This window comes from Nocardia mikamii NBRC 108933 (assembly GCF_001613505.1).
Lineage (GTDB): Bacteria > Actinomycetota > Actinomycetes > Mycobacteriales > Mycobacteriaceae > Nocardia > Nocardia mikamii.
In genome coordinates this window covers 356,448-368,428 of the sequence record NZ_BDCM01000003.1, presented here as the reverse complement: position 1 = coordinate 368,428, position 11,981 = coordinate 356,448, and the positions used below count along the sequence as shown (strand labels likewise).

Genomic DNA, 11,981 nt, shown 5'->3' with positions numbered 1-11,981 from the left:
GCGAAGGACCTCCGGGTCGTTCTCGTGCGGCTCAGTGTGATGCCGCGTTGCTGGGCCGCAGGCGACCGCCCGCGGTGAGCAGATTGCTGCCGGCGGATTTGCCGAGCAGGCGCGAGATCAGCCGGGCGGCGTCCAGCGCCCGGTCGATGTCGATGCCGGTCTCGATGCCGCCGTCGTCGAACAGATAGGCCAATTCCTCGGTCGCGATATTGCCGCTCGCACCGGGGGCGAACGGGCATCCGCCGAGACCGCCTGCGGCGGAATCGAATCGGCGGATGCCGTGTTCGTAGGCGGCCCAGGCATTGGCGAGTCCCTGCCCGCGCGTGTTGTGCAGATGTATGCCGAGTTCGGTATCGGGCGCCGCCGCACGCACTCGGTCGATCACATCCGCGGTGCGGACGGGCGAGGCGGTGCCGACGGTGTCGGCGACGGCGAGCGAATCGGCGCCGGAAGCCACTGCCCGCGCGGCGATCTCGGCCACCCGATCCGGCGGCGTGCGGCCGTCGAACGGGCAGTCGAAGGCGATGGCGATGATCACCTCGAGTTGCCCGCCGACCGCGTGAACCTGTTCGGCGATGGGGTCGATGAGAGCGATCGATTCAGCGCTGTCGCGTCCCACGTTCGCCCGGCTGTGCCCATCGGACGCCGACACGACGTACTCCAGCCGGTGCACACCGGCGGCGAGGGCGCGCCGCACCCCGCCGAGCCCTGCGACCAGGGCGGAGAACTCCACGCACGGCCACCGGTCCAGTTGTGCGGCAACGGCTTCGGCATCGGCGAGGGCGGGTATCGCGCGGGGCGAGACGAACGACGTGACCTCGATCCGGCGCACGCCGGTGGCGACGAGCGCGTCGATGAAGGCGAGTTTGGCTTCGGTGGGAATCGGCTCCTCGATCTGCAGACCGTCGCGCGGTCCCACCTCGCGGATGTCGACGGCGGTCATCCGATCGTGCCTTCGCCGCGCAATCCGGCCAGCCGGTCGGAGTCGTACCCGAGCAGCTCTCCCAGTACCTCGTCGGTATGCGTGCCCGGCCGGCTCGGACCACCCCAGCGCACACCGCCGGAGGTGGCGCTGAGCCGCGGCACCACGCCGACACCCTTGACCGGGACGGGATCGTATCCGGCGTCGTCGCGTCCGACGGACGGATCGACGTGGTCGACGAAGATGCCGCGCGCGGTGAACTGCGGATCCGCCATCACCTCGGCGACGGTGTTCACCGGGCCCGCGACCACGCCGTGCCGATTCAGCAGATCGATCAGATCGGCGGCGGTGAAATCTCCGGCCCATGCCGCGATCATCTCGTCGAGTTCGTCCTGCCGTTCACCCCGCGCGGAATGGGTGGAATACCTTGGGTCGGAAGCGAGTTCGGGCCGGCCCATCGCGGTCGCCAGCCGCCCGAAGACGGTGTCCTGATTGGCCGCGATGATGACCCACAGCCCGTCCTTGGCCCGGTACAGATTCGACGGCGCCACCCGGTCCAGCCGGGTGCCCGAGGGCTGGCGCACATGTCCGGTCTTGTGGAAGTCCGGAACCGTGGACTCCTGGATCGCCAGCGACGCCTCGGTCAGTGCCGCGTCGACCACCTGCCCGCGCCCGGTCCGCTCCCGCACCAGCAGCGCCGCGAGCACACCCTGGAAGGCGAACAGCCCGGCCAGGCTGTCGCCCAGCGACAACGCCATGCGCGGCGGCGCCTGTCCCGGGAATCCGTTGAGGTGGCGCAGTCCGCTGATGCCCTCGGCCACCGACGCGTAACCCGCCCGTGACGCGTACGGCCCGGTCTGCCCGTAGCCGGAGACGCGGGCCAGCACCAGCCCCGGATTCAGCTCGCTGAGCAGGTCGTAGCCGATACCCCAGCGCTCCAGCGTGCCGGGCCGGAAACTCTCCACGACGACATCGGCCGTGCGGGCCAGTTCCAGGAAGATGTCGCGTCCCGCCGGAACGCGCAGATCGAGACTCACACACCGCTTGTTGCGGGCGTGCACGGTCCAGAAATACTGGTGGCCGCCGGCCGCCTGACCCCAATCACGAAGGGGGTCGGGACGATCCGGCGCTTCGATCTTGATGACGTCGGCGCCCATATCACCGAGCAGGCGTCCGCAGTACGGCCCCGCGATCAACGTACCCAGCTCGAGCACACGGAAGCCGTCGAGCGGTCCGGCCGCCCCGTGCGCGGCCTCGGCCGCGCGGTCGTGCGCTTCGGGATGCGCGGTGGTCGGTGGGTCCGTTCTCATACTGCCTCCTGAGATATGTCCCCGGACGGATGCGTTATTTCTCGTCCGGGTCGAGCCCGAGTGCGCTGACCGACATCTGGTCGAGGGTTTCCAGCAACGCGTGCTCATCGGCGTCCTCGCCCTGGATCAGCCACAGGTACAGCGTGTGGTCGACCATCGCGGACATGGCCCGGGCCGCCAGTTCCGGATCCAGCGACGCGCGGACCAGCCCCTCGCGCTGCCAGCGGGCGATCGCCTGCGCGGTGCGATCGATGAGCCGGCGCCGATGTTCGTGGCGCAGCTGCCGGAACTCCTCGTTGAAGGTCGCGACCTGCTCGACGATCGCCATCATCCGGGCGTTGCGCCGGTAGGCCGCGTAATAGGACCGGTTGGCCGCGATGAGCCGGGCGGCCGGCGAGAGCTCCGCGGGCGCGGGTTCGCGGCGGTGCATATCTTCGAACAACCGCGTGCTCAGCTCGCCGAACACATGGTCCTTGGATTCGAAGTAGCGGTAGAAGGTGCCGTAGGAGACGCCTGCCTCCTCGCTGATCTGTTCCACTCGCGTATCGAGGAATCCGACGGTCTCGAACACCTTGCGCGCCGCGTCCAGCAATGCGTCGCGTGTCTTGCGCCCCCGCGGCGTCAGATTGTCGACGGGGGTGGGCGCGCTATTGACAGATGACTTCGGCACGGCTCAAACTATCCACGAACATGACATGACTGTCAAGTCAGTTCAACTGGGAGAATCCCAGCTCACCGTAATGGTGCGGACCCGTCACGGAGGTCGAATCGGCACCACAGCGGAAGGACTGCAATGAGCGCCGCCAACCCGAAATACGAACTACGCGGAATCAACCATCTGGCCCTGGTGTGCTCCGATATGCGCCGGACGATCGAGTTCTACTCCGGCACGCTGGGCATGCCGTTGGTCAAAACCATCGAATTGCCGCACAACCTCGGTCAGCACTTCTTCTTCGACTGCGGCGGCGGCAACACCATCGCCTTCTTCTGGCTCGCCGACGCGCCCGATGCCACCCCCGGACTGGCCGCGCCCAAGGGACTGCCGGACGAAGGGGAGTTGGTGAGTGGCGTGGGCTCGATGAACCACGTGGCCTTCGCCGTGCCGCCGGAACGATTCGACGACTACTACCAGCGGGTGCGGGCCGAGGGCATCAAGGTCAGCCGGGTCCTCAACCACGACGACAGCCCCGCGGGAGTTTCCCGGGATGTGCACCCCGGAACCTTCGTGCGGTCGTTCTACTTCCAGGACCCGGACGGGGTGCTGCTCGAATTCGCTTGCTGGACCCGGACTTTCACCGAGGCAGACGTATCGCACGAGCCGAAGACCGCCGCCGACCGCCACGCCGCCGCCGAACTCTGATCACCCACCAGCCGCGAAACCGCACTACCGAGAGGTTCGAAGCATGCCCCGCCTGCGTGAAGTCCCGCGCGCCGAAGTCACCGACGAGCGAATCCTGTTCTACTACGACCGCCTGTTCGGGCCCGACCGCGACCCGGCCGTCGACCACGGCACCGTCCACGCCACGCCCGGCGACTGGTGGACCGTCTTCGCGCAGTCACCCGAGGTGTTCCGGCACGCGGTCCGGGGATTCGCCGTCTACCGCAACTCACGCCTGGATCCACTGCTGCGCGAACTGGGGCAGTGCCGCGCCGGATACGCGCGCGGTAGTCAGTTCGTGTTCTCCCAGCACTGTAAGCAGATGCGTTCCCTGGGCGCGCCCGAGGAGAAGATCGCGGCCATCCCGTCCTGGCAGATCAGCGACTGTTTCTCCGAACTCGAACGCGCGATCCTGGCCTACACCGACTGCCTGGTCCACGACGGCGGCCGGGTGCCCGACGAAGTGTTCGCGGTCCTGCGAGCCAACCTCAGCGATCCGGAAATCCTGGAACTGACCTACATCACGGCGCTGTACGACATGCACGCCACCATGTGCCGCGCCCTGCGGCTGGAATTCGACGATCGCCCGGAACCCGTCGCGGAGGTGCAGATTCCGGAGGGTGTGCAGGTCCGCGACCTGTCGGCCGATCTGTCGGGGGAGTAGCCGGAACCGCACAGGCCGCCCCGCCGGATGTCGGCGAGGCGGCCTGTGTCGTTGCGACCGAACCTCTTTCGGTTACGCGGACGCGCCGGGGGTCGCCGCGGCGCCGTCTCGGAGCGCGGCGATCGTGTCGATCCGCGCGACCGCATCGTCGATGATGCGGTCGATGAGTTCTTGCACGGTGGGCAGATCGTCGATGATTCCGGTGACCTGTCCCGCGGCCAGCACACCGGCCTGCGTATTGCCCTCGACCAGACCGGCCTTGAGCAGCATCGGAGTATTGGCCGCCATGATCACCTGAGACCAGGTGAGGTCCTTGGCCTTTCGCATCGCCAGACCGTCGCGGACCATGGTGGACCATTTCATGCCGGTCATCGATTTGAACTTCGCGGCATTGGCGACCGCGGCGGACAGTCCGCGCCAGCTGCCCGAATGTTCCAGCCGGTCCACCAGATCGGTGTTGAGCACCCGATGCGGCATGCCGTCCACCTTCAGTGAGACGACGGTGTCCTGCAGTCCGCGGCGCAGATACTCCTGTTTCACCTCGTCGGGCACGCTGCTGTCCTGGGTGAGCAGGAAGCGGGTGCCCATCGCCACGCCCGCGGCGCCGTAGGCGAGCGCGGCCGCCAGTCCGCGGCCGTCGAAGAAGCCGCCGGCGGCGATCACCGGAATGTCGACCGCGTCGAGTACCGAGGGCAACAGCAGCGTGGTGGCCACCGGACCGGTGTGCCCGCCGCCCTCGCCGCCCTGCACGATCACCGCGTCGGCGCCCCACGAGGCCACCTTCACCGCATGCTTGGCGGCGCCGATCGAGGGCACCACCACCACGCCGGCGTCCTTGAGCCGCGCGATGAGCTCCTTCTTCGGGGCCAGCGCGAACGAGGCGACCCGGACCTTCTCGCGGATCAGCAGTTCGATGCGTTCGGCGGCGTCGGAGGCATCGGCGCGGATGTTCACACCGAACGGTTTGTCGGTGTGCGCCTTGGTCTTCGCGATGGCCGCCTCGAGTTCGGCGTAGGTCATCGTGGCCGAGGCCAGAATGCCGAGGCCGCCGGCCTGGGAGGTCGCCGCCACCAGGCGTGGCCCGGCCACCCAGCCCATTCCGGTCTGCACGATCGGATGCTCGATGCCGACCAGTTCGGTCAGCGGAGTCCGCAGCCGGCTCACGCTGTGTTCATCGGGCATGATCGGGGCCCTCCGTGGTTACGCAAGCTGCCGCCTCCGGGCCTCGTCCGATCATGCCGCCACTTCCTTTTCGCGGATTCCCTTGGGATCCAGCACCGTTCGGATGATCCGCAGCTCCTCGTCGGTGGGCGTGCGGGTCACCTCGGCGCCGTCCAGTCCGGCCACCTCGAACGCGGTGTTCTCGACGACCTCGTCGGCGCTCACCCCCGGATGCAGCGACAGCGCCCGCAGGGTGTGGCCGGGCCCACCGAAGTCGAACACGCCCAGGTTGCTGATCACCCGATGCAGGTGGTGGAACCGGTACGCCGGATTCTCGGGATCGATCTTGTCGTAACCGATTCCGCACACGATGTCGACGGTCTCGCAGAACACGCGCTTGCTGTGCTTGGGAACGAAGTAGCTGGTCGCGTGGTTGATGGTGTTGCCCGGGGCGCCGCGCACACCGAACATCTGCCGGTTCGGCCGCTGCAGCGCGCCGAAGGCGGACAGATTCTGGTTGCCGTAGCGGTCGATCTGGTTGGCGCCCATGACGACATGGCGCCGCCCGGAAGCCACCACATCGAACACCTTGCCGAACGGAATCCAGCCCTCGGTGGGAGCCTTGGCGCCCAGCGCGGGGGTGTCGGCCAGCAACAGCGCCTCTCCGTCGGAGATCAGCAGATCCGGTTCGAAGGTCAGTCGCGCCAGCCGCGCCCCGATGGTGGGGGTCGGCGACATCGGGCTGGCCATGATCTCACCCGCGCCCCGGAAGATCTCGGCGCAGGCGACCGCGCACACCTCGGCGCGGGTGACAGTGGTGGTCTCGCTCATCGGCGCTCCTCGGCAGCGAATTCGGCCACCGCGGAACGGTATTCGTCCTCGGTGACATCCAGATAGCGGGCCTTGAAGGCCGCCCAGGTCTCGGGATCCTTGGCCGCCTCGACGTAATGGCGCTGGAACTTCTCGTCGCGGCCGTAGCTGCCGGAGAAGGTGAAGTGCGCGCCGTCGGGCGCCTCCACGACGCCGTCGACCATCATGCGATTGAGGATGATCGCCTGGTTCGGAACGGCTTTCACCAGTTCCTCGGTCTCGACCAGCCGATCCACCGACAGGAACCGCCGCTCGGCGGCCAGGCAGTACAGATCGTCCATGTACGGGTCGACACCGGTGTAGGCGGCGTTGCCGTGCTTGTCGCCGATGTCGAGGTGAACGAACGCGGCGTCCAGGTTGAGCGCCGGCATCGCGACCAGGGTTTCGACGCGGCCGTCGGCAGCCGGATACGGGGACTGCACCGTGCGCAGTTCACCGTCCCAGAAACTCGGCACGTCCGACCCCAGCCCAGCGCGGGTGGGCAGGAACGGCAGGCGGGCCGCGGCCGCCTGCAGGCCGGATTTGACCATGCCCTCGTCCATTTCGCGGGAGATCAGCTCACCGCCGGTGCGTGCCTTGGCGAACCAGGGATCGTAGAACGGCGCCGAATCGAGGGAGACGAATCCGTAGTAGGCCTTGCGCACCTTGCCGGCCGAACACAGCAGTCCCAGATCCGGCCCGCCGTAGGTCACGACGGTCAGATCGGTGACATCCGAGCGCAGCAGCGCCCGCACGAACGCCATCGGCTTACGCCGCGAACCCCAGCCGCCGAGGCCGATGGTCATCCCGCTGCGCAGCTGGGAAACCGCATCCTCCAACAACATCCGCTTGTCGCGCATGCTCACTTCCCCTCCTGTGTCTTGCCGGACATCCGCACCCGGTCGGCCCGATGCGCGGGCTGCGCACTGTGGCTCATCGTGCCTCCTTTTTGGCGGCCAGATCCTCGTCGAACCGCGCCCGGATCTCATCGGCCACACCGGCGAGATTCAGCTCGAAGGTGAAGCCCTGTTCGAAGCGGTAGCTGCGGTGCACGTCCTGCAGGTCGATACCGTTGAGCGCGCGTTTCGCGGCCCGGATGACCCGCCCGTCCTTGGCGGCGATGTTCTTCGCGACTTCCAGTGCGGCGGAATCGAGTTCGGCTCGCGGGACCACCTTGTGCACCGAGCCGAAGTGGTGCAGCTGCTGTGCGGTCACGGTGGAGGCGGTGTAGAACAGCGTGCGCATCATGTGCTGGGGGACCAGCCGGGCCAGGTGGGTGGCCGCACCCAGGGCGCCGCGCTCGACCTCGGGCAGTCCGAAGGTGGCGTCGTCGGAGGCGACGATGACATCGGCATTGCCCACCAGGCCGATGCCGCCGCCGAGGCAGAAGCCGTTCACCGCCGCGATCACCGGCACCGGGCACTCGTAGACCGCGCCGAAGGCGTCGTAGCAGCCGTGGTTGGCGTCGATGAGCGTCTGATGGCCCGGGTTGCGCTGGATCTCCTTGATGTCGACCCCGGCGTTGAAGCCGCGGCCCTCGGCGCGCAGCACGACCACCTTGGTCTCCGGGTCGCGCCCGGCCTCGCGAATCGCATCGGCCACGCCGAACCAGCCCGCGGTGGGCAGTGCGTTGACCGGCGGATAGTCGATCGTGACGACCTCGATACCCGAGGTCTCGGTGTGACGGTTGATCCCCATCGCATGTCCATTCGTTGGCAAAACAAGCAAGTGCTTGGTAGGTTAGCACGGTGGCAATCGAAGTGGACCTGTCCGGATCGGTAGTTCTCGTGACGGGCGGGGTCAGGGGCGTAGGCGCCGGCATCAGCCGGGTGTACCTGGACGCCGGCGCGACGGTCGTGGTGTGTGCCCGCCGCCCCGGCGAGGCGGAGATCGAGAGTTCCGGGCGCACCGCCGAATTTCTGCCGTGCGATGTCCGCGACGGCGAGGCGGTGACCGCGCTGATCGAGACGATCGTGCAGCGGCACGGCCGGCTCGACCATGTGGTGAACAATGCCGGCGGCGCGCCGTTCGCCCCCGCCGCCACCGCCTCACGCAACTTCCACGCCAAGATCGTGGAGCTGAATCTGCTGGCCCCGCTGCTGGTTTCGCAGGCGGCCAACTCCGTCATGCAGCAGCAGCGCGAGGGCGGTTCGATCGTGATGGTCTCGAGTGTGAGCGGCCACCGGCCCTCGCCCGGCACCGCCGCCTACGGTGCGGCCAAGGCCGGCCTGGACAGTCTGGTGTCCTCGCTGGCGATCGAGTGGGCACCGAAGGTGCGGGTCAATTCGGTGATCGTCGGCATGGTCGGCACCGAATCCAGTCATCTGCACTACGGCGACGACGCCGGGATCGCCGCCGTCGAGGCGACCGTGCCGCTGGGTCGGCTGGCGACCCCCGAGGACATCGGCCGGGTCGCGGTCTTCCTGTCCTCGCCGCTGGCCGGCTACGTCAACGGCGGCTCGCTCATCGTGCACGGCGGCGGGGAACGTCCCGCGTTCCTGGACGCGGCGACCGTCAACGACGCGCAGCCCGCCGCACGTTAGCCGTTGGCGCGCGCGATCACCGATCACAGCGAAAACCCTTACCGCACCGAGGAAATGAGAGCAGCAGATATGACCGACAACTCCGAGCTGATCTGTGCAGGACGCACCGTGATCGTCACCGGCGCCGGCCGCGGTATCGGCCGGGCCCACGCCCTGGCCTTCGCCGCGGCGGGCGCCAACGTGGTGGTCAACGATCTGGGTGCGGAACTGGACGGCGCGCCCAGCGTCGATTCGCCCGCCGCCCAGGTGGTCGAGGAGATCGTGCAGGCCGGGGGCCGGGCCGTCGTCAACGGTGACGACATCGCGGACTGGGCCGGTGCGAAGCGGCTGATCGGCCAGGCCGTGGAGACCTTCGGCGGACTGGACGTGGTGGTGAACAACGCCGGTATCGTGCGCGACCGGATGCTGGTCAACCTGGCCGAGGAGGAGTGGGATGCCGTGATCCGCGTCCACCTCAAGGGCCATTTCGCGACCATGCGGCATGCCATCGAGTACTGGCGTGCGGAATCCAAGGCCGGCCGCGCCCGCGACGCCCGCATCATCAACACCAGCTCCGGTGCCGGTCTGCAGGGCAGCGTCGGCCAGGGCAACTACGCCGCGGCGAAGGCCGGTATCGCGGCGCTGACCATCACCGCCGCAGCGGAATTCGGGCGCTACGGGGTCACCGTCAACGCCATCGCCCCCTCCGCGCGCACCCGCATGACCGAAACCGTCTTCGCCGATATGATGGCCCGCCCCGACGACGGCTTCGACGCGATGGCGCCGGAAAACGTCTCGCCCCTGGTGGTCTGGCTGGGCAGCCCGGATTCCGCGGGTGTCACCGGCCGCATGTTCGAGGTCGAAGGCGGGAAGGTGGCATTGGCCGACGGCTGGCGCCACGGTGTCGCCGAGGACCGCGGTGCGCGCTGGCAGCCGTCCGAATTGGGACCGGTGGTACGCGAGTTGATCGCCAAGGCAACCGATCCCGAGCCGGTCTACGGAGCCTGAGCACCGCAACTCTCACAGCAACGATCCGCGCCGGTGAGATCGCACTCAGCCGCCCCCTTCCCGCGGCCGCGATCCGCCGGCGTCGCCGTTTCCAATCCCCTTGTGTCAGTGGGGATGACGTCGCGTTTTCGGCCTTCCGATCGCGAGTGGGAGCGGTCACCACCGGGACCGGTTTCAACCCCCGCGCCCCCAGGAGTGATCGGGCTCACATGATCTCGCTGCGCGAGCAAACTGCCGGCAGTTAAGATGGGCCGCATTCGTACGGTCCCGGAGAGGTTGTAGCGACCGGGGAGAAATCTGCGCTGAGAAGTTGAGGGAAGGCAAGCGCATGACCATGGGTCGCATCGCGCGCGTTGTTGCGGTAGCCGGATTGATCGGCAGTTGCGGGGTCCTCGGTCCCCTGGTGGCCAACGCACAACCAGCCACTCCTGCTACCGCCCCGCACCCCTCGCCGACAGCCCCGCACAGCTCGCCCTCCGGCAGTCCGAGCGCCGCGCAACCCGAGGCCGCGAAGCCCACCCGAGATGCCGCAGCCCGGCCGGATGTCGCGGCGTCATCGCCCGATGATGCGCCGGGCGGGGTCATCTCGGTTTCGCAGCCTGTGGCCGGGGCCGGCGTGGTGGCACAGCAGGGGCCGTCCGGTTCGGCGGGGCCCACTCCTTCCGACGACGGCCAGTACAACGGCCACCTGACCATCCCCGGACGCTCGGCCACGTCGTCGACGCCGGCGCCGGCGCAGGTTTCCGCACCACCGCCGCCCATCACACCGACTCCGGTTGCCGGTGAAGGCTTTGCGGGCCTGGCGAGCATCCTGGGCACCGGCTCGGCCGCCGTTGGATCGGCGGCCGCGGGTTCGGCCGCGTCCGGTTCCGCGCTGACCGGCTCGGCTTTGGGCGGAACCGGTTCCGCCGCAACGGGTTCGGTGGGCGCGGCCACGGGATCCGCCCTGGCCGGAACCGGCTCCGCGGCCGCCGGTACCGGATCCGCCGCTGCCGCAACGGGTTCGGCGGCTACCGGTTCCACGCTCGCGACCACCGGGTCGGCCGCCGCCGGCACCGGTGCGCTGCTGGCCGGGCTGCTCGGCACCGGCTCCGCCGCCACCGGATCCGCGCTCGCCGGCCTCGCCGGGACAGGTTCCGCCGCAACCGGTTCCGCGCTGGCGGCGCTGCTCGGCACCGGCTCCGCGATCACGGGATCGGCTGCCGTGGGGTCGGCCGCCGCGATGTCGCCGCTGCTGCTTCTGCTTCTGCTGCAGCCGGCTCCGCCTCCGCCGGTACCGGCAGCGCCTCCGCTCGCCATCCCGCCGGTGCCGCCGGTCCCCGCCGTCCCCGCGGTGCCGGGCGCACCTGTCGTCGCCGCACTCCCGGCGCCTGCCGCGGTCCCGCCTGCGGCGCCACCCGCACCACCGGCTCCTGCTCCGGCGGCTCCGGCGCCCGCACTGGCCCAGTCGAATCCCGCCGTGCGTCCTACCGCGGCCAATAGCGGACTGCCCGAAGTGAAGACGCTGGCCGTGCTCGGCGGCGTGATCGCCATGGCGCTGGCCGCGGCCGGTTCCGGCGCGGTGAGTTTCCAGAGTGCCTCCGCCGCGCAGGCGCGCATCGACGCCGCACGCGCGGAATTCTTCGGACCGAGGGCCTGAGGGGGCGCGAGATGACCGAGAGCCGGATTCAGACGGGCCGCTCCTACCGCCGCGTCGCCGCCGCCGTCGACGCGGTGTGCGCGGTCGCCGCCGATTTCGACGCCACCACACTGGAAGAGGTGGTCCTCGCGATCGCGGCCGAACGCGGCCGCATGATCGAAATCGCCGATGCTCAGCTCGGTCCGGGCGTCTGCGGTCAGCGCCGCAGCTATCCGGACAAGGACGTGATCGTGCTGGCCGCGGCCCTGCCCAGCCGTGACCACACCCTCGCGCACGAACTGGGCCATGTGGTCTTCGACCACCCGGGTGAACCGGCCGCCGAGGTGACGCTCGAGGCCAGCGACGATCTGATCGCCTACATGCTGTCCCAGCGCGCGCATCAGCAGATCGTCGACGACGGGCGCGACGATCAGTACGAGTGGGAAGCCGAAACCTTCGCCGGCATGCTGATGACCCGCCTGCGCGTCTTCAACAACCGCGGCGCCGGTGTCTCGGTGCTCCGATTCGACGAGGCCCTCGGATGACCGA

At 69.0% G+C, this 11,981-nt stretch carries 13 protein-coding genes; 6 read left to right on the top strand and 7 right to left on the bottom strand.

Annotated elements, in window-relative coordinates; translation table 11 throughout:
* Positions 1 to 31: 31 nt before the first annotated feature.
* Genes NMI01S_RS03210 through NMI01S_RS03200 form a run of 3 tightly spaced genes read right to left on the bottom strand, consistent with a single transcriptional unit; the run spans position 32 to position 2,902 of the window.
* Complete coding sequence (locus NMI01S_RS03210; RefSeq protein ID WP_062994481.1) at positions 32 to 943, bottom strand: hydroxymethylglutaryl-CoA lyase; 912 nt, start codon at positions 941 to 943, stop codon at positions 32 to 34.
* A complete protein-coding gene (locus tag NMI01S_RS03205; RefSeq protein WP_084512222.1) occupies positions 940 to 2,232 on the bottom strand; it encodes a CaiB/BaiF CoA transferase family protein in 1,293 nt (430 codons plus the stop codon). Before NMI01S_RS03205 ends, NMI01S_RS03210 begins: the two co-directional genes overlap by 4 nt.
* Before the next feature lie 34 nt (positions 2,233 to 2,266).
* Complete coding sequence (locus tag NMI01S_RS03200) at positions 2,267 to 2,902, bottom strand: TetR/AcrR family transcriptional regulator (protein WP_062994480.1); 636 nt, start codon at positions 2,900 to 2,902, stop codon at positions 2,267 to 2,269.
* 123 nt (positions 2,903 to 3,025) lie between these two features.
* Between NMI01S_RS03200 and NMI01S_RS03195 the strand changes: the two genes are divergently transcribed.
* Positions 3,026 to 3,592: a VOC family protein gene (locus NMI01S_RS03195; protein WP_062994479.1), complete on the top strand. Its 567-nt coding sequence runs from the start codon at positions 3,026 to 3,028 to the stop codon at positions 3,590 to 3,592.
* Between the two features lie 43 nt (positions 3,593 to 3,635).
* Entirely contained in the window at positions 3,636 to 4,274 is a 639-nt protein-coding gene (locus NMI01S_RS03190) for a carboxymuconolactone decarboxylase family protein (protein ID WP_062994478.1), read from the top strand.
* Between the two features lie 72 nt (positions 4,275 to 4,346).
* Here the strand turns inward: NMI01S_RS03190 and NMI01S_RS03185 are convergent, their stop codons facing one another.
* From NMI01S_RS03185 to NMI01S_RS03170, 4 genes are all read right to left on the bottom strand, one after another.
* Positions 4,347 to 5,456 (bottom strand): NAD(P)H-dependent flavin oxidoreductase, encoded by a 1,110-nt coding sequence (locus tag NMI01S_RS03185; protein WP_062994477.1) that lies wholly within the window; start codon positions 5,454 to 5,456, stop codon positions 4,347 to 4,349.
* Between the two features lie 51 nt (positions 5,457 to 5,507).
* Entirely contained in the window at positions 5,508 to 6,266 is a 759-nt protein-coding gene (locus tag NMI01S_RS03180; RefSeq protein ID WP_062994476.1) for a CoA-transferase subunit beta, read from the bottom strand.
* Complete coding sequence (locus NMI01S_RS03175; protein ID WP_062994475.1) at positions 6,263 to 7,144, bottom strand: CoA transferase subunit A; 882 nt, start codon at positions 7,142 to 7,144, stop codon at positions 6,263 to 6,265. Before NMI01S_RS03175 ends, NMI01S_RS03180 begins: the two co-directional genes overlap by 4 nt.
* Before the next feature lie 73 nt (positions 7,145 to 7,217).
* The gene (locus NMI01S_RS03170; protein ID WP_030518666.1) at positions 7,218 to 7,982 is read right to left on the bottom strand and encodes an enoyl-CoA hydratase family protein; all 765 of its coding nucleotides are present in this window, start codon (positions 7,980 to 7,982) and stop codon (positions 7,218 to 7,220) included.
* 50 nt (positions 7,983 to 8,032) lie between these two features.
* Between NMI01S_RS03170 and NMI01S_RS03165 the strand changes: the two genes are divergently transcribed.
* The 4 genes from NMI01S_RS03165 (at position 8,033) to NMI01S_RS03150 (ending at position 11,977) form a co-directional block, all read left to right on the top strand.
* Entirely contained in the window at positions 8,033 to 8,827 is a 795-nt protein-coding gene (locus NMI01S_RS03165) for an SDR family oxidoreductase (RefSeq protein WP_439956219.1), read from the top strand.
* 69 nt (positions 8,828 to 8,896) lie between these two features.
* Positions 8,897 to 9,814: an SDR family oxidoreductase gene (locus NMI01S_RS03160; protein WP_062994474.1), complete on the top strand. Its 918-nt coding sequence runs from the start codon at positions 8,897 to 8,899 to the stop codon at positions 9,812 to 9,814.
* A gap of 328 nt (positions 9,815 to 10,142) precedes the next feature.
* On the top strand, positions 10,143 to 11,453 hold the full coding sequence (locus tag NMI01S_RS03155; RefSeq protein ID WP_157126018.1) for a hypothetical protein: 1,311 nt from the start codon (positions 10,143 to 10,145) through the stop codon (positions 11,451 to 11,453).
* Between the two features lie 11 nt (positions 11,454 to 11,464).
* Positions 11,465 to 11,977 (top strand): ImmA/IrrE family metallo-endopeptidase, encoded by a 513-nt coding sequence (locus NMI01S_RS03150; protein WP_039775925.1) that lies wholly within the window; start codon positions 11,465 to 11,467, stop codon positions 11,975 to 11,977.
* The last annotated feature ends 4 nt before the right edge of the window (positions 11,978 to 11,981 follow it).

Bases quoted from the DNA above. Each gene is read 5' to 3' on its own strand.
- NMI01S_RS03180 (WP_062994476.1), bottom strand. From the start codon at position 6,266: ATGAGCGAGACCACCACTGTCACCCGCGCCGAGGTGTGCGCGGTCGCC.
- NMI01S_RS03185 (WP_062994477.1), bottom strand. From the start codon at position 5,456: ATGCCCGATGAACACAGCGTGAGCCGGCTGCGGACTCCGCTGACCGAA.
- NMI01S_RS03175 (WP_062994475.1), bottom strand. From the start codon at position 7,144: ATGCGCGACAAGCGGATGTTGTTGGAGGATGCGGTTTCCCAGCTGCGC.
- NMI01S_RS03205 (WP_084512222.1), bottom strand. From the start codon at position 2,232: ATGAGAACGGACCCACCGACCACCGCGCATCCCGAAGCGCACGACCGC.
- NMI01S_RS03190 (WP_062994478.1), top strand. From the start codon at position 3,636: ATGCCCCGCCTGCGTGAAGTCCCGCGCGCCGAAGTCACCGACGAGCGA.
- NMI01S_RS03160 (WP_062994474.1), top strand. From the start codon at position 8,897: ATGACCGACAACTCCGAGCTGATCTGTGCAGGACGCACCGTGATCGTC.
- NMI01S_RS03150 (WP_039775925.1), top strand. From the start codon at position 11,465: ATGACCGAGAGCCGGATTCAGACGGGCCGCTCCTACCGCCGCGTCGCC.
- NMI01S_RS03210 (WP_062994481.1), bottom strand. From the start codon at position 943: ATGACCGCCGTCGACATCCGCGAGGTGGGACCGCGCGACGGTCTGCAG.
- NMI01S_RS03155 (WP_157126018.1), top strand. From the start codon at position 10,143: ATGACCATGGGTCGCATCGCGCGCGTTGTTGCGGTAGCCGGATTGATC.
- NMI01S_RS03170 (WP_030518666.1), bottom strand. From the start codon at position 7,982: ATGGGGATCAACCGTCACACCGAGACCTCGGGTATCGAGGTCGTCACG.
- NMI01S_RS03195 (WP_062994479.1), top strand. From the start codon at position 3,026: ATGAGCGCCGCCAACCCGAAATACGAACTACGCGGAATCAACCATCTG.